Origin of the sequence: Pseudomonas frederiksbergensis, from assembly GCF_003732665.1 — a bacterium.
Taxonomy (GTDB): Bacteria; Pseudomonadota; Gammaproteobacteria; order Pseudomonadales; family Pseudomonadaceae; genus Aquipseudomonas; species Aquipseudomonas frederiksbergensis_G.
The window spans coordinates 1-19644 of sequence record NZ_MOBP01000012.1; the positions used below are offsets into that span (position 1 = coordinate 1).

Sequence of the window (19644 nt, forward strand, 5' to 3'; positions counted from 1 at the left end):
CAAAAACGTAAAGGATGTCCCCGGTTTCGTTTGTAAAGGATGTTCCCGTTTCTACATCGCGAATGCAATCTACCCGACAACAAAAGTCTCAAGCCCCGACCAAAGAACGCGCCCGCGCTACGGTACACAGGCCACGCAACGTCCGCCGCAGCCAAGCCAGATCATGCCCCGGTTTGCGCACCACCTGCCGGGGCTTCACCTTCCCGACATGCGCCACAAAATCCTCCGCCAGCGATTGTGGACTACCAATCCCCTTAAGCTTTTTAACCAGGCGCCCATCCTTGTAAAACAACACCGTCGGCGTCCCCGTAACGTTCGGATGCCGGGGCGATTCACTGGTATTCAACATGTAAACATCCGCCTGATGCCTAAACGGCTCTGCAATCGCCCGAAACACTGGCCCGGCGTATTCACACGCAGGGCAGTGCTCATTACCGAAGTACAGAATCACCGGACGCCAGGTTTTCAGGGCTTTGCGGTAGGTCGGGGCCAATACCGTTTGAGGGGTGTTCGAAGTCATTGAAGTCTCCTTTTCACAACATTCATCGAAGGCTTGTTGACGGTAAAGGAGGGTGGCGGGCGGGTCTACTGTCAGAAATTACAGGTGGGCCCGCAAACGGCACGGTGCCACATTTTGAATCGCCACCCGCCGAATGTGGTGCAAGTACCCGCCCACGTGTGTCCCCCGGTAGCGCTCTCCCGCGCATGCGTTCGGTAACGCTTTTACCGCGCAAAACCACATCCCTTTGATTCAAAACACATTTCAATCTCCCCAACATCACCCCCACATCCTATGGCACACTTTCTGCTGTCTATTCCGTTGTTACACACCTATATCCGGTATAACGGAATACACAACACTCTGGAGTGCTTGCCATGCATCGCCGACCTTCCTTGTTCAAAGCGTGTGTTTTTCTCTTTGCGGCTACGGCTGCTGCCATGGGCGTTGCCCAGGCGGCGGACAGTAAGCTCGATAGCGTGCTGGCCCGTGGCAAGTTGATCGTGGGGACGGGCAGTACCAACGCGCCGTGGCATTTCCAGGGAGCGGACGGCAAGTTGCAGGGTTTTGATATTGATATCGGGCACATGATCGCCAAGGGGCTGTTCAACGATCCGAGCAAGGTTGAGTACGTGGTGCAGTCGTCCGATGCGCGGATTCCGAACCTGCTGACGGACAAGGTCGACATCAGTTGCCAGTTCATCACCGTCACCGCCAGCCGTGCGCAGCAGGTTGCGTTCACCCTGCCGTACTACCGCGAAGGTGTGGGCCTGTTGCTGCCGGCCAACAGCAAGTACAAGGAAATCGAAGACCTCAAAGCCGCTGGCGACAGCGTGACCGTGGCCGTGCTGCAAAACGTGTATGCCGAAGAGCTGGTGCATCAGGCGCTGCCCAAGGCCAAGGTCGATCAGTACGACAGTGTGGATTTGATGTACCAGGCCGTGAACTCGGGCCGTGCCGACACCGCCGCCACCGATCAGTCCTCGGTCAAATACCTGATGGTGCAGAACCCTGGCCGCTATCGCAGCCCGACCTACGCCTGGAGCCCGCAAACCTACGCTTGCGCAGTTAAACGTGGCGATCAGGATTGGCTGAACTTCGTCAACACCGTGCTGCATGAAGCCATGACCGGCGTCGAGTTCCCGACCTACGCGGCGTCGTTCAAGCAGTGGTTCGGCGTCGATCTGCCGACCCCAGCTATCGGTTTCCCCGTCGAATTCAAATGAAAACTGCTGCGCTCGGAAATACTGCGTTGAAAACAGACTCGAAATGCTCATTGGCTAAAGCCAACTCCGCTTTCTCGCCTGTTTTCGCCTTGTCTTTCCTTCGCTCGCGACGTTTCCATTTCTTGAGTATGAGCGGGGCGGCTATGAAGGCGCCCCGCTCAAGGTACTGCTGACCATGAACTATCAGTTGAACTTTGCCGCCGTGTGGCGCGATTTCGACACCTTGCTGGCGGGGCTCGGTCTGGGCCTTGAGCTGGCGCTGGTGTCGATCGCCATCGGCTGCGTGATCGGCCTGCTGATGGCGTTTGCTTTGTTATCCAGGCATCGCGCGTTGCGGGTGCTGGCGTCGGTGTACGTGACGGTGATCCGTAACACGCCGATTCTGGTGTTGATTCTGTTGATCTACTTCGCCTTGCCGAGCCTGGGCATTCGCCTGGACAAGATCCCTTCGTTCATCGTCACCCTGTCGCTGTATGCCGGGGCGTACCTGACCGAAGTGTTCCGTGGTGGGTTGTTGAGCATTCCCAAAGGCCAGCGCGAAGCAGGACTGGCGATCGGCCTGGGCGAGTGGCAGGTGAAAGCCTATGTCACCGTGCCAGTGATGCTGCGCAATGTGCTGCCGGCGTTGTCGAACAACTTCATCTCGCTGTTCAAGGACACCTCGCTGGCGGCCGCGATTGCGGTGCCGGAACTGACCTATTACGCGCGCAAGATCAATGTCGAGAGCTACCGGGTGATTGAAACCTGGATGGTGACCACAGCGCTCTATGTTGCGGCTTGTTACCTCATTGCCATGATCCTGCGTTATCTCGAGCAGCGTCTGGCGATCCGCCGATAGGAGCCTCCCATGTACGAATCCCCAAGTTGGGTGCATGAGTTGTGGGTGGCGCGGGAAGTGCTCTGGCAAGGCTTTCTGGTCACGGTGCAGTGCTCGGCCCTGGCGATTTTGCTCGGTACGTTGATCGGCATCGTCGCCGGCCTGGTGCTGACTTACGGCAATGTCTGGATGCGCGCACCGTTTCGTTTCTACGTCGACCTGATCCGTGGCACGCCGGTGTTTGTGCTGGTGCTGGCCTGCTTCTATATGGCGCCGGCGCTGGGCTGGCAGATCAGCGCGTTTCAGGCCGGTGCGTTGGGGCTGACGCTGTTTTGCGGCTCCCACGTTGCCGAGATTGTGCGCGGGGCACTGCAAGCCCTGCCACGCGGGCAGATGGAAGCGAGCAAGGCGATTGGCCTGACGTTTTATCAGTCCCTGGGTTACGTGTTGTTGCCCCAGGCGCTGCGGCAAATCCTGCCGACCTGGGTCAACTCATCCACCGAAATCGTCAAGGCCTCGACCTTGCTCTCGGTGATCGGCGTCGCCGAGTTGCTGCTCAGCACGCAACAGATCATCGCCCGGACCTTCATGACCCTGGAGTTCTACCTGTTCGCCGGTTTCCTCTTTTTCGTCATCAACTACGCCATCGAATTACTCGGCCGGCACATTGAAAAGCGGGTGGCATTGCCATGACTCAGACTTCTGTTGCACCAAACGGCCAGGCCCTGCTGGACATTCGCGGCCTGCACAAACAATACGGCAAGCTTGAAGTACTCAAGGGCGTCGACCTGACCATGCAGCGCGGCAACGTGGTCACGCTGATCGGCTCCAGCGGCTCGGGCAAGACCACGCTGCTGCGCTGCGTGAACATGCTCGAAGAGTTCCAGGGCGGGCAGATCCTGCTCGACGGCGAATCCATCGGCTATGACGAGGTCAACGGCAAACGCGTGCGCCACGCGGAAAAAGTCATCGCCCGCCATCGTGCGATGACCGGCATGGCGTTCCAGCAATTCAACCTGTTCCCGCACCTCACCGCGTTGCAGAACGTCACCCTGGGTCTGCTCAAGGTCAAAAAGCTGCACAAGGATGAAGCCGTGGCGCTGGCCGAAAAATGGCTGGAGCGCGTCGGCCTGTATGAACGCCGCGATCACTATCCCGGCCAGTTGTCCGGCGGTCAGCAACAGCGCGTGGCGATTGCCCGGGCGATTGCGATGAACCCGAGCCTGATGCTGTTCGACGAAGTGACCTCGGCCCTCGACCCGGAACTGGTCGGCGAAGTGCTGAACGTGATCAAAGGCCTGGCCGATGAAGGCATGACCATGTTGCTGGTGACCCACGAAATGCGCTTTGCCTTCGAAGTCTCGGACAAGATCGTGTTCATGAACCAGGGCCGGATCGAAGAGCAGGGGCCGCCCAAGGAATTGTTTGAACACCCGAAATCGCCACGCCTGGCGGAATTTCTCAAGAACACCCGTTTTTAACTTTTCAATTTTCAATCAGGAGAAACACTCATGAGCATTACTCGTTACGGCGCCGGCAGCACCGCCGGTGGCGGCCAGCCTCGTCCTTTTGCCCGCGCCGTTGAAGCCGATGGCTGGCTGCACGTGTCAGGCCAAGTGCCGGCGCTGAATGGCGAAATCATCGTGGGCGGCATCGTCGAACAGACTCACCAGACCATGAAGAACCTGATCGCGATTCTCGAAGAAGCCGGTTACGGCCTCGAAGACGTCGTGCGCGCCGGCGTGTGGCTGGAAGATCCACGGGATTTCTGGAGCTTCAACAAAGTGTTCTCCGAGTACTTCAAAAGCGAACACGCCCCGGCCCGGGCCTGCGTGCAGGCGAACATGATGGTGGATTGCAAGGTTGAGATTGACTGCATCGCGTACAAGAAAAAGGCTTGAGATTGGCGGTGACTGCTTCGCGAGCAAGCCCGCTCCCACAGGAGAACGCATTCCAATGTGGGAGCGGGCTCGCTCGCGAAGGCGCCCTAACAATCACCACCGCACTCTGGTTAAACTCCCGGCACTTTGAATGGGAACCTGAAGACATGACCGAAGACACCATCAAGCGCCGGGCACGTGGTCTGGACCGGGCGTTCGATATTCTCGATTTCCTCAAGGAAATCGGCCAACCGCTGCGCCCGAACGAAATCGCCAGTGGCATCGGCAGCCCGAAATCCACGGTCTACGAACTGGTGGCCTCGCTGCTCGAACGGCGCATCCTCGAACCCGTGGGCAAGGACGGTCACGTCTACCTCGGCCGGCAGTTGTACTTCCTCGGCCAGGCGCATTTGCGCCATTTCGACCTGACCCGCGAGGCCGATCACGCCTTGCAGGAAATCGTCAGCCAGACCCATGAAACCGCGCAGATGTGCCTGCTCAACGGGCGCAAATACACCGTGGCCTTGATGAAAGAGGGCGAGCGGCATTTCCGCATTTCCTCGGACATCGGCGAAAACGCGCCGATTCCCTGGACCGCGTCCGGGCGCCTGCTGCTGTCGCACCTGAGCGACCAGGCCATCGTCGACCTGATCGACCACGACGACTTCATCCTGCCCAACGGTGAACGCCTGCCGCTGGAACAGTTTCTCCAGGAAATCCGCCAGGCCGGGATCGACGGTTTTTTCTCGTTCGATAGCGTCGCCGACACCTTCACCCATTGCTTCGCCGCCCCGGTCAAAGACCCCAACGGCGTGGCCATTGCGACCCTGTGCATCGTCGCTCCACGGGCCGATGCCAAGAACAACTACAACGAATATCGCCGGGTGCTGATCGACAGCGCCAACAACCTCGCCCGGCGTATCAACGAATAACCGCGGCTGCGTGCGGCCGCGAATGTAAGGAGTTGGATCATGTCTTCTGCTGCCGTAGAAAAAGGCTTTGCCCAGACCGGCGCGCACCTGGTGCGCGACGTGAGCTTGCCGGCGCTGGTGTTGCACCGTGAAGCGCTGGAACACAACATCCGCTGGATGCAGGCGTTCGTCAGCAACAGCGGCGCGGAACTGGCGCCCCACGGCAAAACCAGCATGACCCCGGCGCTGTTTCGTCGGCAACTGGACGCTGGCGCCTGGGGCATCACCCTGGCCAGCGCCACCCAGACCCGCGCGGCCTACGCCCATGGCGTGCGCCGGGTGTTGATGGCCAACCAATTGGTCGGTACGCCGAACATGGCGCTGATCGCCGATTTGCTGGCGGACCCGGCTTTCGACTTCCATTGCATGGTCGATCACCCGGACAACGTGGCCGACCTCGGCGCGTACTTCGCCTCTCGCGGCGTGCGTTTGAACGTGATGATCGAGTACGGCGTGGTTGGCGGCCGCTGCGGTTGCCGCACTGAACTGGAAGTGATCGAACTGGCCAAGGCCATCGCCGCACAACCGGCGCTGGCGCTGACCGGCATCGAAGGTTACGAAGGCGTGATTCACGGTGACCACGCCGAGACCGGTATCCGCGAATTCGCCGCCTCTCTGGTGCGCCTGGCGGTGCAGTTACAGGACAGCGGCGCGTTCGCCATTCCCAAGCCGATCATCACCGCCTCGGGTTCGGCCTGGTACGACCTGATCGCCGAGTCCTTTGAAGAGCAGAACGCCGGCGGACGCTTCCTCAGCGTGCTGCGCCCCGGCAGCTACGTGGCCCACGACCATGGCATCTATAAAGAAGCGCAATGCTGCGTGCTCGACCGTCGCAGCGATTTGCATGAAGGCCTGCGCCCGGCGCTGGAAGTCTGGGCGCATGTGCAGTCGTTGCCGGAGCCGGGTTTTGCGGTGATCGCCCTCGGCAAGCGCGACGTTGCCTATGACGCCGGTTTGCCGGTGCCGTTGTTGCGCTACAAGGCAGGGGTGATTCCAGCGGTTGGCGACGATGTGAGCGCCTGCAAAGTTACGGCGGTGATGGACCAGCATGCGTTCATGACCGTTGCCCCAGGCGTAGAACTGCGGGTCGGGGACATCATTTCGTTCGGCACATCGCACCCGTGCCTGACGTTTGATAAATGGCGGACCGGATGTCTGGTGGATGAGCAATTGCAGGTGATCGAAACCATGGACACCTGTTTCTAAGGCCTGAAACCGCGGCGCGGCCTTCGCGAGCAAGCCCGCTCCCACATTTGGAATGCATTCCCCTGTGGGAGCGGGCTTGCTCGCGAAGAGGCCCGCCCAGACACCACCGAACTGCGAGATTCCCCCATGAACACCATCAACACCCTGGGCCCCAACACCCCGCGCATCGCGCTGATCGGCGAGTGCATGATCGAGCTCCAGCAGCGCGCCGACGGTAGCCTGCAACAAAGCTTCGGCGGCGACACCCTGAACACCGCCGTCTACCTGTCCCGGGAACTGGGGGGCGGTGGCACGGTGGATTACGTCACGGCGCTGGGCGATGACAGCTTCAGCGACGCCATGTGCCAGAGCTGGGCCGCCGAGAACATCGGCCTGGACCTGGTCCAGCGCTTGCCCGGGCGCTTGCCGGGTTTGTATTGCATCCAGACCGACGCCGCCGGCGAGCGCCGCTTCCTGTACTGGCGCAACGAAGCCGCCGTGCGCAGTTGCTTCACCACCCCGGCGGCCACGCCGATCCTGGCGGCATTGCCGGATTACGACGTGCTGTATTTCAGCGGCATCACCCTGGCGGTGCTCGGTGATCAAGGTCGGGAAAAACTCTTGGAAACCCTGATCGAAGCCCGGCAGCGGGATGCGCGGATCGTCTTCGACAACAACTATCGACCGCGCTTGTGGGCGTCACTGGAAGAGGCGCGGGCGGCGTATCGCAGTGTGTTGCCCTACGTGGACCTGGCGCTGCTGACCGTCGATGACGAACAGGCGTTGTTCCATTTTTCCGATTGCGATGCAGTGTTTGAGGCGTACGCGCAGATCGGCACGCCGGAAGTGGTGCTCAAGCGTGGCGCTGAGGCTTGTTTGATTCGTTGTGGTGGTGAGTCGTTCGAAGTGCCGGCGCAGAAGGTCGAGCGCGTGGTGGACACCACGGCGGCGGGGGACTCGTTCAGTGCGGCGTACCTGGCGAACCGGCTCAAGGGCGGCAGCCCGGCAGAGGCGGCAGAGGCGGGGCATCGGTTGGCGAGCAAAGTCATTCAAGTACCGGGCGCATTGATCCCGAGGTAAGCGGAGAATGGCCGCTTGCTGCGCAATCGGTTCGCGAGCAAGCCCGCTCCCACATTGAAATACGATCTCCTGTGGGGGCGGGCTTGCTCGCGAAGGGGCCCTCAAGCCAACCGCTCAATCCCGATAAAACACCTGCACCAGGTGATAGCCAAACTTGCTCTTGATCGGCCCATGCACCACCCGCAGCGGTTTCTTGAAAATCACCGCATCAATCACGCCGACCATCTGCCCCGGCCGCACTTCACCCAAGTCGCCGCCGCGCTTGCCGGACGGGCAGGTGGAGTACTTTTTGGCCAGCACATCGAAGGCTTCGCCCTTGGCGATGCGTTGTTTGAGCTGTTCGGCTTCTTCCGAGGTTTTCACCAGGATATGGCGGGCTTGAGCTTTCATTAGGCAGACCTTGTAACGGTGGTGGGCTATGTCGGGGGGAGCGGGGGCGCGGGATTATGCCTTAACTCACTCCGGTTGGCCGATCATCGTGCGAATCTTGTTGGCCAGCAGGTCGATGGAAAACGGCTTGGCCACCATGTCCATGCCTTCCTCCAGAAAGCCCTGGCGCTCGGCGGCTTTCTCGGCGTAACCGGTCATGAACAGCACTTTGAGGTCCGGGCGATGCTGACGGGCGATTTCCGCCAGTTGCCGGCCGTTCATCCCCGGCAGGCCGACATCGGTCACCAACAGATCCACCCGTAAATCGGATTCGAGCAAGGGCAGGGCGGCCCTGGCGTCTTCGGCTTCGTGGGCGTGATAGCCCAATTCATTCAGCAAATCGAGCACCAGCATGCGCACCGCCGGGTCGTCTTCCACCAGCACCACGGTTTCCCCGGCAATCGCCGAAGGCGCGTCGCCGCTGACCGGCAGCAACGTGTCCTGGGGCGCGCCGAGGTGCAGGCGCGGCAAGTACAGGCGCACGCAGGTGCCCTGGTCCGGCACGCTGTCGATGCTGGCATGGCCGCCGGATTGCTGGGCGAAACCGTAGATCATCGACAAGCCCAAACCCGTGCCCTGGCCGATGGGTTTGGTGGTGAAGAACGGATCGAAGGCCTTGGCCAGCACCGACGGCGTCATGCCGGTGCCGTTGTCGCTGACGGCGATCATCAAGTAATCCCCGGCCTTCACCGACTCCAGCGGCGTGAGGTCGCTGCCGTCGAGATAGACATTGGCGGTTTCGATCAGCAAGCGGCCGCCATCGGGCATCGCGTCCCGAGCGTTGATCACTAGGTTGAGCAGGGCGTTTTCCAATTGGCTGACGTCGGTGCTCACCGGCCACACCTCGTCGGCCAGTTGCAGCACCAGTTCGATATGGTCGCCCTTGGTGCGGCTGAGCAAGTCTTCCAGGGAATGGATCAGCTCATTGGCGTTCAGGGGTTTGCGGTCCAGGGATTGGCGACGGGAGAACGCCAGCAGACGATGGGTCAGGGCCGCGGCGCGATTGGCCGATGACACCGCCGCTTCGGTGAAACGCCCGATCTCGGCGGCGCGGCCATCGGCAATATAACGCTGCATCAGGTCGAGGCTGCCGATGATCCCGGTGAGCATGTTGTTGAAGTCATGGGCGATGCCGCCGGTGAGCTGGCCGACCGCTTCCATTTTCTGCGCATGGCGTAGCGCATCCTCGGCACGCTCGCGCTCGAACATCTCGTTTTGCAGGCGCTGGTTGGCCTCGGCCAGTTGCTGGGTGCGGGCGATCACGCGTTCTTCGAGGGTTTCATTGAGGTTGCGCAGGGCTTCTTCGGTCTGTTTGCGCTCGGTTTCATCGATCACGAAGATGTAAAAACCGTTGACCGCGCCGTCCGCACCGTGGCGCGGCAGGTAATTCATCAGGGCGCTGCGAATGCTGCCGTCACGGTGCGCGGCGTCGATGCTGAACGAACAGGGCCGGCCGGCCAGCGCCTCGGCGATGTACTCGGCGCGCAAAGCATAGGCTTCATCGCCGAGCACTTCCTGGATGGTCTTGCCGAACAGCTCCTGGGGCGTCAGGCCGTACCAGTCGAGGTACGCGGCGTTGTTCAGGCGAAAGCGTTCTTCGCGGTCGACGTAGCTGATCAGGATCGGCATCGCGTTGATGATCAACTGCAACTCGGTCTGGCTCTGGCGCAGGGCTTGTTCGGTGTTTTTGCGTTCGGTCAGGTCCAGGGCGGCGCCGAGGAAACGCATCGGCCGGCCATGGTGATCCTTGTAGCAGCGACCCCGGGCGAACACCCAGCGCAGCTCACCGTCGGGTTGCAGCAGGCGATATTCCTCGGCGTACTCGGTGCCGTGGGTGATGCAATGCTTGATGCTGCGCGCCACCATGCCGCGGTCTTCCGGGTGCACGCCATGCAGGTACTCGCTGATCGGCAATTGACTGGCCTTGGCCGGGTCGACGCCGTGCAGTTGCGCAAAGTGCGCGTCGGCGATAAAGCGGTCTTCGCCAATGTCCCAATCCCAGGTGCCGACCGCGTCGGTGGCGGCCAAGGCCAGTTGCAGGCGTTGTTCGGTTTCTTTCTGGGCCTTGAGGCTGGCGGCGGAGCGCTGTTCGAGTTCGAGGGCGATGCGCCGTCGTTCGTTGGTTTCGATGGCGGTGACCAGAATCCCGGCGACCTCGGCGTCTTCATCGCGGATCGGGCTGTAGGTCAAGTCCAGCCAGAAGTCCGAATCTCGTCCGTCGCGTTGTAGGGTAAAGCGCTGTTCGCTGTAGGTCCGCACTTGGCCCTGTAGGACGGCGCTGTAGATCGGGTCGGTAAAGTCTTTTAATTCAGGCCAGATTTGGTGCGTAGGCTGTCCGAAAGCGTGTGGATGCTTGCTGCCGCACAGCAGGGCGAAGCCGTCGTTGTAGATTTGCGTGAGTTGCGGCCCCCACAACAAGAGCATGGGCATCGGCGAATGAATCACGATGTCCACCGCGGTGCGCAAGCTCTGCGGCCAGGTACTGGCGGCGCCCAAGGGGCTGCGGCTCCAGTCCAGTCGGGCGATCAGGGCCTGGGCATCGCTGCCGGTCGGTGATGCGTTCATCAAGATGTCCTGCATGTCAGTCGGTGTGGCGACGTCTACTATCCTTGCAAGGTGGTAGACGCTGGATGGTCCGATGCGTCACGGTTTCGGGCCATATCTGTTCATTGAATGCTTCGCGGGTGCTTTTTGCCATGGAAATCGATTTATTGTTGCGGCAACTGGCCAGCCAGGAGGGTTCCGATCTTTACCTCTCCACGGGTGCGCCACCCAGCGCACGGTTCGACGGTGTGCTCAAACCCTTGTCCGATCAGCGGTTCAAACCGGGGGAAATCGCGGCCATCGCCGAGTCCATCATGGACGCCGAACAGCGTCTGGAGTTCGATCGGGATTTGGAAATGAACCTGGCCATCTCCCTGGCCGGGGTCGGACGCTTCCGCATCAACCTGTTCAAACAGCGCAACGACGTGTCGATCGTGGCGCGCAACATCAAACTCGACATCCCGCGATTCGAAGACCTCAACCTGCCGCCGGTGCTGCTGGAAACGGTGATGCTCAAGCAAGGGCTGATGCTGTTCGTCGGCGCCACCGATTCGGGCAAGTCCACGTCCCTGGCAGCCCTGATCGACTACCGTAACCGCCACAGCAGCGGCCATATCATCACCATCGAAGACCCGGTGGAGTACATCCATCGCCACAAGAAATCGATCATCAACCAGCGGGAAGTAGGGGTCGATACCCGCAGCTTTCACGCCGCGTTGAAAAACACCCTGCGCCAGGCCCCGGACGTGGTGCTGATCGGCGAAATCCGTGACCGCGAAACCATGGAACACGCCCTGACTTTTGCCGACACTGGCCATCTGGTGATCTCTACCCTGCATGCCCACAACGCCAACCAGGCCCTGGATCGCATCATCAACTTCTTCCCGCAAGAGCGCCGGGAACAACTGCTGCATGACCTGGGCAACAACCTCAAGGCGTTCGTCTCCCAGCGCCTGGTGCGCACCCTCGACGGGCAACGCCGGGCGGCGGTGGAGGTGATGCTCGGCACGCCGACCATCGCCGACCTGATCCGGCGTAACGAGTTTGATGAGCTGAAGGGGATCATGGAAAAGTCAGTGGAATTGGGGATGCAGACGTTTGATGGCGCACTTTACGGGTTAGTTGTGGACGGGGCGATCAGCGAGGATGAGGCGTTGAAGCATGCGGACTCGGTGAATAATTTGCGGTTGCGGTTGAAGCTTCACACCGATACATCGCCCACAACCCAGCCACCGCGCGGGGAATGGGGGCTCATGGATTAACACCATCTCCCCGTAGGAGCTGCCGAAGGCTGCGATCTTTTGATCTTGATGTTAAGAAGCAAGATCAAAAGATCGCAGCCTTCGGCAGCTCCTACGGGGGAGGGCGTTCAGTCTTTGAGCTCGGGGCGGTTGCGGAATTGTTCGAGGGCTTCGGGGTTGGCCAGGGCATCGGTGTTTTTCACCGGTTGCCCGTGCACCACGTTCCTGACCGCCAATTCGACGACCTTGCCGCTGATGGTGCGCGGTATGTCGGTGACCGCGACGATTTTCGCCGGCACATGCCGGGGTGTTGTGTTGGCGCGGATCTCCTGGCGAATCTGCTGTTGCAGTGTTTCATCGAGCGTGACGCCGTCCTTGAGACGCACAAACAGCACCACCCGCACGTCATCCTGCCACTGCTGACCGATGGCCACGCTGTCCAGCACTTGCGGCACTTTCTCCACCTGACGGTAGATTTCCGCCGTACCAATGCGCACGCCGCCGGGGTTGAGCACGGCGTCGGAGCGGCCGTGGATCATCATGCCGCCGTGGGGCAGTTGTTCGGCGTAGTCGCCCTGGGCCCAGACGCCGGGGAACTGGCTGAAGTAGGAGGCGCGCAGCTTTTCCCCGACCGGGTCGTTCCAGAAGCCAATCGGGATCGCCGGGAAGTGTCGAGTGCAGACCAGTTCACCTTTCTCGCCGATCACCGGGTGGCCGGCGTCGTTCCAGACTTCGACCGCCATGCCCAGGCTCTTGCCCATCATCTCGCTGCGCCGAACCGGCGACAGCGGATTGCCATTGACGAAGCACGACACGATGTCAGTGCCGCCGGACATCGACGCCAGGCACACGTCGGCCTTGAAGTCGCGGTAAACGAAATCGTAGCTCTGTGGCGACAGCGCCGAACCGGTGCACAGCAGGGTTTTCAGGCTGCCCAGGTCATGGCTTTGTGCAGGCTTCAAACCACTGCTTTCCAACGTTGCGAGGAACTTGGGGCTGGTGCCGAAGACGTTGATACGCTCGTCGTCAATCAAATCGAGCAAGCGCTCCGGACCTGGGTGAAACGGTGAGCCGTCGTACAACACCACGGCGCTGCCGACCGCCAGGGCCGAGACCAGCCAGTTCCACATCATCCAGCCGCAGGTGGTGTAGTAGAACAAGCGGCTGCCGGGACCGAGGTCGCAATGCAGGCCATGTTCCTTGACGTGTTGCAGCAACACGCCGCCGGTGCTGTGGATGATGCATTTCGGCACGCCGGTGGTGCCGCTGGAATAGAGGATGTACAGCGGATGGGCGAACGGCACGGGGACGAAATCCGGCTCGTCGCCGAGGTCGTAGAAGTCGTCCCACAGCGTGACGTTGGCGTGTGTGTGGAAATCCGCGATGTGCGCTTTGGGCCGGGCGTACGGCACGATGATCAACTGCTGCAGGGACGGCAGGCGCTGGAGGATTTCATTGACCTTGGCGGTCTGGTCGATGTCCTTGCCCACATAGTGATAGCCGGCGCAGGTGATCAGTACTTTGGGTTCAATCTGGCCGAAACGGTCGATCACCCCTTGGGTGCCGAAGTCTGGCGAAGAGCAGGACCAGATCGCGCCGAGGCTGGTGGTGGCCAGCATCGCCACCAGGGTTTGCCAGGTGTTGGGCATACACGCCGCCACCCGGTCGCCGAGGCCGACGCCAGCGGCTTTGAGACTGTTCTGCAAACCGGCGACATGGCTGGCCAGTTCGGCCCAGGTCAGTTGTTCGCGCTGACCGTTTTCCGCCACCGCGACCACTGCCACGGCATCGTCGCGACGGCGCAGCAGGTGCTCGGCGAAGTTCAGGGTCGCGCCGGGAAACCACTCGGCGCTGGGCATCTGCGGGCCTTCGCGCAGCACCGCGTCGGGTTGGTCGTGGAAGCGGATATCGAAAAAATCGACAATCGCCTGCCAGAACGCTTCGCGCTGGTCGATGGACCATTGGTGCAGGGCAGGGTAGTCGTCGATCTTGGCGTGATGCCGCTGATTGACGAAGCGCCGAAAGGCCTCCATGCGAGTCTTGCCGATGCGCTCGGCGCTGGGTTGCCAAAGGATGTCGGACATGGCTTGCCTCTTGTTCTGCCTTCAGATCCATTCGCGGGCAAGCCTCGCTCCTACAGAAACGGTGGGCTCCTGTAGGAGCGAGGCTTGCCCGCGAAGAACGATAACGCGGTCAATTGGTTGATTACTGCGCCAACCACCCACCATCAATATTCCACGCCGCGCCCCGCACCTGGCTGCCGGCCTCGCTGCACAAAAACAACACCAGTTCACCCAGTTGCGGCGGGGTCACGAATTCCAGCGACGGCTGCTTCTCGGCCAGCAAATCATGCTGCGCCTGCTGCGGGTCGATCCCGGTGGCCGCACGATCGTCGATCTGCTTCTGCACCAACGGCGTCAAAACCCAGCCCGGGCAGATGGCGTTGCAGGTCACTTGGGTGGTTGCGGTTTCCAGGCCAACCACTTTGGTCAACCCAATCACCCCATGCTTGGCGGCGACGTACGCGGCTTTGCCCACCGAACCAACCTGCCCATGCACCGAGGCGATGTTGATGATCCGCCCCCAGTTCTTGGCGCGCATGCGTGGCAGGCATAGGCGAGTGCTGTGGAACACCGATGACAAGTTGATCGCGATAATCGAATCCCAGCGCTCCAGCGGAAAGTCCTCCACCGCCGCCACATGCTGAATTCCGGCATTGTTCACCAGAATGTCGACACCGCCGAACTCACGCTCGGCGTAGGCGATCATCTCGGCGATTTCCTCGGGTTTGCTGACGTCCGCCGGGTGATGCCCGACCTTGCCGCCAAACTGCTGCACTTCGGCAATCACCTTCGATGCATCGCCGAAACCATTGAGAACCACGTTGGCGCCTGCCTTGGCCAGGCTCAGGGCGATGCCCAAGCCGATACCGCTGGTGGAGCCGGTGACCAATGCGGTCTTGCCAGTCAGATTTGTCATGAATACCTCACACAATGCCAGTGGCGTAGAAAGTACCGATCACCACAAAAACCGCCAGGGTCTTGATCAGCGTAATACAGAAAATGTCTTTGTAGGCTTCGCGGTGGGTCAGGCCGGTGACCGCGAGCAAGGTAATCACCGCGCCGTTGTGCGGCAGAGTGTCCATGCCTCCGCTGGCCATGGCCGCGACCCGGTGCAGTACTTCCAGCGGAATATTGGCGGCATGGGCTGCGGCGATGAAGTCATTGGCCATCGCCGCGAGAGCGATGCTCATGCCGCCCGACGCGGAACCGGTGATACCGGCCAGCAGGGTCACGGTAATCGCTTCGTTGACCAGCGGGTTGGGAATGCTTTTCAACCAGTCGGCCAGCACCAGAAAGCCGGGCAAGGACGCGATCACCGCGCCAAAACCGTATTCCGAGGCAGTGTTCATCGCCGCCAGCAGTGCGCCGCTGACCGCACTTTTGCTGCCTTCGGCCAGTTTGCTTTTGATCGCTCGGAAGCCGAACGCCAGCACCATGAGGATGCCGATCAGCAGCGCCGCTTGAACCGCCCAGATGGCGGTGAGCTTGGCGATCTCGGTGGTCACCGGCGTGGCCATGCCCGGCAGCGCGAGGCTGTGGGTCTTGCCGTACCACTGCGGGATCCACTGGGTGAACAGCAGGTTCATGATGCCCACCGCCAGCAGCGGCGACAGGGCGATCCACGGGTTGGGCAGCTTGATGTCTTCGGCGGTTTCCGGCTCGTTACGCAACTCGGTGCCATAACCTTCACCGGCGCGCTGGGCCTTGTTGCGCTGGCGCTGGAGGAACAGCATGCCGGTGCAGAACACGAAAATCGTGCCGATCAAACCCAGCCACGGCGCAGCCCAGGCGGTGGTGTTGAAGAAAGTGCTGGGGATGATGTTCTGGATTTGCGGGGTGCCGGGCAGGGCGTCCATGGTGAAGGAAAACGCGCCGAGGGCGATGGTCGCCGGGATCAGCCGTTTCGGAATATTGCTCTGACGGAACATTTCGGCGGCAAACGGGTAAACCGCAAACACCACGACAAACAGCGACACGCCGCCGTAGGTGAGCAGGGCACAGACCAGCACGATCACCAGCATTGCCTGGCGGGTGCCCAATAGCTTGATCGCGGCCGCCACAATGGAGCGCGAAAAGCCGGACAACTCAATCAGCTTGCCGAACACCGCGCCGAGCAGAAACACCGGGAAATACAGTTTGATGAAGCCGACCATTTTCTCCATGAACACCCCGGTAAACGCGGGGGCGACGGCGGATGGGTCGGTGAGCAGAACGGCGCCGAGAGCGGCAATCGGGGCAAAGAGGATAACGCTGTAGCCACGGTAGGCAGCCAGCATCAGCAGCGCGAGGGCTGCCAAGGCAATGATCACACTCATGGGTGTGTCTCCTGGGATTGTTATTTTTGTAGGGTGGATCTTTTGTGGGAGAGGGCTTTAGCGGGAATCGTGCCAATCGATTAAGTAGTTGAAATTTAAGGAATAAATGTTTTTTTGGACGAATGGTTTGAGTTGTTTGTCTCGGTTTTGAGATGTTTGTTGGCTGGGATGGCCTCTTCGCGAGCAAGCCCGCTCCCACATTGAAACGCGATCCCATGTGGGAGCGGGCTTGCTCGCGAAGCTTTTGATCTTCTCTAAATATAGACACAAGTCTCTTTATTGAGACTCTGCAATCCCCAGCGCCACCATTTTCTTATACAACGTCGACCGACCCAGCCCCAACCGCGCCGCCGCTTCAATCACTTTGCCCCCGCATTGCGCCAGGGCAGATTCAATCAACTGCCGATCAAATCGCTCCCGAGCCTCACTGAACGTCTCATGGCCGACGGACTCAATCGCCTGCGCCACCACCCGCGTCACCGGGGTAAACGTCCCAATCGCCGCTCGGATATCGTCTGCATTCAACATCAAGTCATCACTGAGCAACGCCGCCCGTTCCAGCACATTACGCAGCTCACGAATATTCCCGGGCCAGGCGTGCTGGCCCAGCAACTCCAGGGCTTCGCGATTCAATTCATGCTGACTGCGCAGGTCTTCAAGGATCGCTTCGCTGAGGGCGGGAATGTCGTCGAGGCGGTCACGCAGCGGTGGCACCTGGATCGGCAGGACATTGAGGCGGTAGTACAAATCCGCACGAAATTCGCCGCGCTTGATCGCCGCTTCCAGGTCGGTGGAGGTGGCGGCAATCACCCGCACATCGCTCTGGATCACTTCGTTGGAGCCCACCGGCTCGAATTCTTTTTCCTGCAACACCCGCAGCAACTTGCTTTGCAGGGGCAGGGGCATATCGCCGATTTCATCGAGAAATAAAGTGCCGCCCTGGGCGATCTGCAACTTGCCGACCCGGCCCTTGCGGTCCGCGCCGGTAAACGCACCAGGTGCGGTGCCGAAGAATTCGGCTTCCAGCAATGCCTCGGGAATCGCCGCGCTGTTGATGCTGACAAACGCCTTGTGCGCCCGTGGCGAAGCACCGTGGATCGCCTGGGCCAGCAACTCCTTGCCGGTGCCGGTTTCCCCGAGCAGCAACACCGGCGATTCGGCGCTGGCACTGCGCCGCGCCCGGCGTTTGACTTCCAGGCTGGCGGCGCTGGTGCCGATGAAGTGGGCGAAGTTGTATTTGGTCTGCCGCGCTCGCAGCAGGGAACGGGTTGAGGCCAGTTCTTCCTGCATGCGCAGGTAACGTTTGAGCATCGGCGACAAACTGCGCAACTCGTCGAACAGGGCAAAACCGATGGCGCCGATCACCGCGCCGGCATCGTCATGGATCGGCAGGCGCATGACCACCAGCGGCTCCTTGGGGGTGTCCTGCATGTCCAGCAGGATCGGGCGGCCGGTGCGCACCACTTCCCGCAGCAGGCTGCCGGGGATCACGCTTTCACAAGCCTTGCCGATCGCGACTTGCGCCGACTCCAGGCCGAAACGCCGGGCGTAGCGTTCGTTCATCCAGACGATATTGGCGTCGCGGTCGACAATCACCGTGCCTTCGCTCGACTGCTCGATGATCTCGAACAGAGAGCGGATCGCCAGCATGCGTACGCGCTGGTAGTCCTTCAGGCTTTCGGTGGTGTTCATATCGGTCATATCCGGAGTGTGTGTTGTCTGTTCGGGCCTCTTCGCGAGCAAGCCCGCTCCCACAGGGGAATGCATTTCAAATGTGGGAACGGGCTTGCTCGCGAAGGCCGCACCTCGGTTTCAAGGCCTACGCCTGATGCGCCGCCGCCAGCAGCTCCCTGGTATACGGATGCTGCGGCGAGTCGAACACGTCATGGCTGGCGCCGCTTTCAACCACCTTGCCGTCCTTGATCACGATCATGTCGTGGGCCAGGGCGCGCACCACCGCCAGATCATGGCTGATAAACAGGTAGGTCAGACCATGTTTTTCCTGGAGATCCCGGAGCAGGGCGACCACTTGTTTTTGCACGGTGCGGTCCAGGGCCGAAGTCGGTTCGTCGAGCAGGATCAGCGCTGGCTTGAGCACCAGCGCCCGGGCGATGGCAATACGTTGCCGCTGGCCGCCGGAAAACTCGTGGGGATAGCGGTGACGGCTTTGCGGGTCGAGGCCGACTTCTTCCAGCGCCCGGATCACCTCGGCCTTGCATTGCTCGGCGGTCAACTGGCTATGCACCTCAAGGCCTTCGCTGATGATCTGCGCCACCGACATCCGTGGGCTCAAGCTGCCGAAGGGGTCCTGGAACACCACCTGCATCTTCTTGCGCCATGGTCGCAGTTGCTTTTGCGTCAAGCCATCAAGTGCTTCGCCCTGGAAGCGAATGCTGCCTTCGGAATCGAGCAGACGCAGGATTGCCTGGCCCAGGGTGGATTTGCCGGAGCCGGACTCGCCAACAATGCCCAGGGTCTTGCCGCGCTGCACGTTCAGGCTGATGCCGTCCACCGCGTGCAACCAGGTCTTGCGCTGGAACAGCCCGCCACCCAGGGCAAACTTGACCTGCAGGTTGTCCACCTCCAGCACATTCTCGCGCTCGTCCCGGGGCAGGGCTTCACCTTCAGGTTCGGCGTTCAGCAGCACGCAGCTATAGGGATGTTTCGGCTCGGTAAACAGCGTCTCGCAAGGCGCCTGCTCGACGATTTCCCCGGCCTTCATCACACATACCCGCTGGGCAATGCTGCGCACCAGGTTGAGGTCATGGCTGATCAACAGCAGGGACATGCCAAGGCGCTGTTGCAGGGATTTGAGCAGCAGCAGAATCTTGCGTTGCACCGTCACATCCAGCGCGGTGGTGGGTTCGTCGGCGATCAGCAGCTCCGGTTCACAGGCCAGAGCCATGGCGATCATCACCCGTTGTCGCTGGCCGCCAGACAGTTGATGGGGATACGCCTTGAGCCGTTCCTGGGGGTTCTTGATACCCACCAGTTCCAGCAGTTCGAGAATCCGCGCCTGTGCGCCCTTGCCTGCGAGCCCTTTATGAATAAGGAGGGTTTCGCCGATTTGCTTTTCGATACTGTGCAGCGGATTCAGGGAGGTCATCGGCTCCTGAAAAATCATCGCGATCCGGTCGCCGCGCAACTTGCGTAACACCTTGGTATCGGCACCCACCAGTTCCTGGCCGCGATAACGAATGCTGCCGCTGGTTTCAGTGCCTTCTTCGGGCAGCAGTTGCAGGATCGAATGGGCCGTCACCGATTTGCCCGAACCCGATTCGCCCACCAGCGCCAGGCATTCGCCGGGACGGATGTCCAGGCACAGCTTGCGCACCACGGTCTGGCCACTGAAGGCCACGCTGAGGTCGCGGATTTCGATCAGGTTGTCACTCAT

General features: G+C 60.9%; 17 protein-coding genes. 9 read left to right on the top strand and 8 right to left on the bottom strand.

The annotated features are described in order from the left end of the window. Positions 1-88: 88 nt before the first annotated feature. Positions 89-520, bottom strand: a complete 432-nt coding sequence (locus tag BK665_RS17750; protein ID WP_123407710.1) for a thioredoxin family protein — start codon at positions 518-520, stop codon at positions 89-91. Between the two features lie 356 nt (positions 521-876). On the opposite strand from BK665_RS17750, the gene BK665_RS17755 reads away from it, so the two are divergent. From BK665_RS17755 to BK665_RS17795, 8 genes are all read left to right on the top strand, one after another. Continuing rightward, a complete protein-coding gene (locus BK665_RS17755; protein WP_123407712.1) occupies positions 877-1725 on the top strand; it encodes a transporter substrate-binding protein in 849 nt (282 codons plus the stop codon). Positions 1726-1900: 175 nt separating this feature from the next. Further along, the gene (locus BK665_RS17760) at positions 1901-2563 is read left to right on the top strand and encodes an amino acid ABC transporter permease (RefSeq protein ID WP_123407714.1); all 663 of its coding nucleotides are present in this window, start codon (positions 1901-1903) and stop codon (positions 2561-2563) included. 9 nt (positions 2564-2572) lie between these two features. Continuing rightward, complete coding sequence (locus tag BK665_RS17765) at positions 2573-3235, top strand: amino acid ABC transporter permease (protein ID WP_123407717.1); 663 nt, start codon at positions 2573-2575, stop codon at positions 3233-3235. After that, positions 3232-4023, top strand: coding sequence for an amino acid ABC transporter ATP-binding protein (locus BK665_RS17770; RefSeq protein WP_123407719.1), 792 nt, complete (start codon positions 3232-3234; stop codon positions 4021-4023). The genes BK665_RS17765 and BK665_RS17770 overlap by 4 nt, the downstream gene beginning before the upstream one ends. Before the next feature lie 30 nt (positions 4024-4053). Next, the gene (locus tag BK665_RS17775) at positions 4054-4443 is read left to right on the top strand and encodes a RidA family protein (RefSeq protein WP_123407721.1); all 390 of its coding nucleotides are present in this window, start codon (positions 4054-4056) and stop codon (positions 4441-4443) included. A gap of 146 nt (positions 4444-4589) precedes the next feature. Continuing rightward, positions 4590-5354: an IclR family transcriptional regulator gene (locus BK665_RS17785; RefSeq protein WP_123407725.1), complete on the top strand. Its 765-nt coding sequence runs from the start codon at positions 4590-4592 to the stop codon at positions 5352-5354. 39 nt (positions 5355-5393) lie between these two features. Next, the gene (locus BK665_RS17790) at positions 5394-6599 is read left to right on the top strand and encodes an amino acid deaminase (RefSeq protein WP_123407727.1); all 1206 of its coding nucleotides are present in this window, start codon (positions 5394-5396) and stop codon (positions 6597-6599) included. Between the two features lie 126 nt (positions 6600-6725). Then, positions 6726-7658 (top strand): sugar kinase, encoded by a 933-nt coding sequence (locus tag BK665_RS17795; RefSeq protein ID WP_123407729.1) that lies wholly within the window; start codon positions 6726-6728, stop codon positions 7656-7658. 114 nt (positions 7659-7772) lie between these two features. Here BK665_RS17795 and BK665_RS17800 read toward each other — a convergent pair whose 3' ends face one another. Further along, positions 7773-8048, bottom strand: coding sequence for a peptidylprolyl isomerase (locus tag BK665_RS17800; protein ID WP_007898282.1), 276 nt, complete (start codon positions 8046-8048; stop codon positions 7773-7775). Positions 8049-8114: 66 nt separating this feature from the next. Further along, positions 8115-10652, bottom strand: a complete 2538-nt coding sequence (locus BK665_RS17805; protein ID WP_123408415.1) for a PAS domain-containing hybrid sensor histidine kinase/response regulator — start codon at positions 10650-10652, stop codon at positions 8115-8117. Between the two features lie 131 nt (positions 10653-10783). On the opposite strand from BK665_RS17805, the gene BK665_RS17810 reads away from it, so the two are divergent. Next, complete coding sequence (locus tag BK665_RS17810; protein WP_123407731.1) at positions 10784-11893, top strand: PilT/PilU family type 4a pilus ATPase; 1110 nt, start codon at positions 10784-10786, stop codon at positions 11891-11893. A gap of 107 nt (positions 11894-12000) precedes the next feature. On the opposite strand, the gene BK665_RS17815 is transcribed toward BK665_RS17810, so the two are convergent. From BK665_RS17815 to BK665_RS17835, 5 genes are all read right to left on the bottom strand, one after another. Next, positions 12001-13956 (bottom strand): acetoacetate--CoA ligase, encoded by a 1956-nt coding sequence (locus tag BK665_RS17815; protein WP_123407733.1) that lies wholly within the window; start codon positions 13954-13956, stop codon positions 12001-12003. A gap of 121 nt (positions 13957-14077) precedes the next feature. After that, entirely contained in the window at positions 14078-14851 is a 774-nt protein-coding gene (locus tag BK665_RS17820; protein ID WP_123407735.1) for a 3-hydroxybutyrate dehydrogenase, read from the bottom strand. Between the two features lie 7 nt (positions 14852-14858). Then, a complete protein-coding gene (locus BK665_RS17825) occupies positions 14859-16250 on the bottom strand; it encodes a GntP family permease (protein ID WP_123407737.1) in 1392 nt (463 codons plus the stop codon). A 276-nt stretch (positions 16251-16526) separates the two neighbouring features. After that, positions 16527-17942, bottom strand: a complete 1416-nt coding sequence (locus tag BK665_RS17830) for a sigma-54 interaction domain-containing protein (RefSeq protein ID WP_123407739.1) — start codon at positions 17940-17942, stop codon at positions 16527-16529. Between the two features lie 127 nt (positions 17943-18069). After that, positions 18070-19644, bottom strand: coding sequence for an ABC transporter ATP-binding protein (locus BK665_RS17835; RefSeq protein WP_123407741.1), 1575 nt, complete (start codon positions 19642-19644; stop codon positions 18070-18072).